Below are 3519 nucleotides of genomic sequence, written 5' to 3'. Positions count from 1 at the left end.
GACGACGCCACCAACGCCAGACCCGCCACCGTCTGATGATCGAACAACTGCGCCACCGACACATGAACACCCAGCTCACGCGCCCGAGCCACCACACGGATACTCACAATCGAGTCCCCGCCAAGCTCAAAGAAGTTGTCCTCGACCCCCACCCGCTCCACACCCAGAACCTGAGCCCACACCCCCGCCAACACCCGCTCCACTTCGGAACGCGGCGCCACGAACTCCCCCGCCACACCCACCCACGCCCTGTCGGGATCGGGCAGAGCGGCACGGTCGAGCTTCCCGTTCGGCGTCAGCGGCAGATCCGTAAGCTCCACGAAGGCCGACGGAATCATGTACGTCGGCAAGGACTGCTGCAGGTGGTCCCGCAGATCGCCGACGGCGGGGATGCCCTCGGCCTGGGACTGAGGAACGACATACGCAACGAGGCGCTGCTCGTTCCCGGTCCCGAAGGGGGTCACCGCGGCGGTGCGTACGGCGGGGTGGGTGGCCAGCGCCGAGACGATCTCACCGGGCTCGACACGGAACCCGCGCAGTTTGACCTGGTCGTCCGCCCGGCCCAGAAACTCCAGCTCCCCGCCCGGCAGCGAGCGCACCCGGTCGCCCGACCGGTACATACGGCTGCCGTCGGCGGCGAAGGGGTCGGCGATGAAGCGTTCGGCGCTGAGCGCGGACCGGTCGAGGTAGCCGCGGGCCACCCCCGTACCGGCGATGTGCAGCTCACCGGCCACACCGACGGGGACGGGCCGCAGCTGATCATCCAGGACGTAGGCGCGGGTGTTGGCCATCGGTGCGCCGATCGACGGCACGCCCTCACCGTCGGGGTCGAGGACGGCCATACTCGCGCACACCGTCGCCTCGGTCGGACCATACGCGTTCAGGAGCCGGTACTCGCGGCGCCAGCGTGCCGCAGCAGTCTCCTCCAGCCGCTCGCCCGCCGTGACGAGAGTCCGCAGACCGGCCAGGTCGGCCGGCTCCAGCACGGACAGCAGCGACGGCGGCAACGTCGCCACCCGCACGTCCTTCTCCCGAACGAGCGCGGCCAGCGCCCGCGGCTCACCGCGCTCCTGCCCGGTGGCCACCACCAGCCGGCCACCGGTCGCCAACGTCACCACGACCTCGGACACCGCAGCATCGAAACCGAACGGAGCGAACTGCAGCACCCCATCGCCTTCACCGACCCCGAACACACGAGCCTGCGCCAGCGCCAGGTTCACCACACCCCGATGCGCGACCTGCACACCCTTCGGACGGCCCGTCGAACCCGACGTATAGATCACATACGCCAGCTGGTCGGGATACGTCGTCACCTCGGGCGCACTCGCCGGAAGCTCCGCCAGCGCGGCCACGACCGCCGGCTCGTCCAGTCTGATCACGGTCTCCGCCCCGAGACCCTCCGCTGTCGTGCCCGCGCAGACGAGCACCTTGGCGCCACTGTCGGCGAGCATGAACTCCAGGCGCTCGTCCGGGTATTCGGGGTCGAGCGGCAGATAGGCGGCGCCCGCCTGCCAGACCGCCAGCGCGGCCACGACCATGTCGATGCCACGCGGCAGGCACAGGGCCACCACGGTGTCCGCACCGGCGCCGACGGCGCGCAGATGGTGGGCCAGACGGTTCGCGCGCGCCAGAAGGTCCCCGTACTTCAGGAAGGCCTCGCCGCACACCACTGCCACGGCGTCCGGGTGCTCAGCGGCGCGTGCCGCGATCAGTTCGTGCACGCCGCCCACCGCGGGCAGCGGCTCGGCCGTGTCGTTGCGCTCGTGCAGCAGCCGGGACCGTTCGGGCTCGGTCAGCACCGGCAGGTCGTCGATCAGCCGGCCCGCGTCCTCGGCGACGGCGTCGAGAAGGGTGACCAGGTTGCCTGCCATCCGCTCGATCGTGGTCGGGTCGAACAGCTCGCTGCTGTACTGGAACTCTCCCGAAAGCTCGTCGCCCGAGGCTCCCAGCGTGAGCACCAGGTCGAACCGCACCGGCAGCGTGTCCGGCGCGGGCCCCTGCGGCTCGGCGGCGTTCTCGGGCTCGCGCGCGGCGTCGGGCTCGCCGGACGGGCCGTTGTCGTAGTCGAAGAGGACCTGGAAGAGCGGGCTGCGCGAGCGGTCGCGCTCGGTCACGAGCTCGTCCACGAGTTGCTCGAAGGGCACGTCCTGGTGGGCGTACGCACCGAGTGCGGTTTCCCTTACCCGGGCGAGGAGTTCGGCGAAGGTCGGGTCGCCGGACAGGTCCGTGCGCATGACGAGGGTGTTGACGAAGAAGCCGATGAGGTTCTCGGTCTCGGCCCGGTTGCGGTTCGCGATCGGCGTGCCGACGACCACGTCATCGGTTCCTGCGTAGCGTCCCAGCAGCACGTTGAAGGCCGCGAGCAGGGTCATCGACATGGTGGCGCCGGCCTCGCGGGAGAAGGCTCGCAGCCGCTGCGCCGTCTGCGCGGGCACGCGGAACTCGGCGAAACCGCCGTCGGTGGAGCGGATCGCGGGGCGCGGGCGGTCGGTGGGCAGTTCCAGTGTCGACAGGCCGCCGAGCCGGTCGCGCCAGTAACCGAGTTGGGCGTCGAGCACGTCGCCGGACAGCCACTGCCGCTGCCAGACGGCGAAGTCCGCGTACTGCACGGCCAGCGGCGGCAGCGGGTCGGGTTCGCCTGCGCGGAAAGCCTCGTACAGCGCCACCAGCTCGCGCCGCAGGACCCGCCCCGACCATTCGTCCGACACCACGTGATGCATCGACAGCGCGAGCACGTGCTCCTGCGCCGCCACCCTCACCAGGGTCGCACGCAGCAGCGGCCCCTGAGCCAGGTCGAACGGCACGCGCGCGTCGGAGGCCACCACGGCCCGCACAGCCGCCACCGGGTCCGCTCCGGCCGATACCTCCACGATCCGGAGGTCGAACGGCGCGGGCTCGTCGATGACCTGGTGCGCTACGCCGTCCGCGTCCGCCACGAGTCGGGTACGCAGCACCTCGTGCCGCGCCACCACACCACCCAGCGCCGCACGCAACGCCGCCACGTCGATGTCGTCGTCCCAGCGGACGGACGTCGCCAGGTTGTACTCGGACGAACCCGGTTCCAGCTGGTCGAGGAACCACAGGCGCTGCTGGCCGAAGGAGAGCGGCAGGGCCTGGTCGCGGCCCACGGCCACGATCGGAGGGGCCACGGCGGTGGTGCCGGCGCCTTCGATCACGGCGGCGAACTGGCGCACGGTCGGCTCGTCGAAGAGCGCCGACAGCAGCACCTCAACACCGAACACCTCGCGAATGCGGGAGATCACCTGGGTGGCGAGGAGGGAGTGGCCACCCAGCTCGAAGAAGTTGTCGTCCGCGCCTATCTCGTCGATGCCCAGAACCTGCGCCCACACCTCGGCCAGGATCTGCTCCACCTCGGTCCGGGGCGCGACAAAGCCCGACTGGTCCTGGAGCACGCTGTCGGGAACGGGCAGGGCGGCGTGGTTGAGTTTGCCGTTCGCGGTCAACGGCAGTTCGCTCAGTTCCACGAAAACCGACGGAACCATGTACTCCGGCAGCCGG

General features: G+C 70.6%; 1 protein-coding gene. It reads right to left on the bottom strand.

Going from position 1 to position 3519, the window contains the following annotated elements:
- A partial coding sequence (locus ACFWGJ_RS42820) for an amino acid adenylation domain-containing protein (protein WP_387334377.1) occupies positions 1-3503 on the bottom strand: 3503 nt, incomplete at its 3' end.
- Positions 3504-3519 lie beyond the last annotated feature (16 nt).

Origin of the sequence: Streptomyces sp. NPDC060205 (assembly GCF_042728395.1) — a bacterium.
In the GTDB taxonomy this organism is placed as follows: domain Bacteria; phylum Actinomycetota; class Actinomycetes; order Streptomycetales; family Streptomycetaceae; genus Streptomyces.
This window is presented reverse-complemented; position numbering and strand designations above follow the sequence as displayed.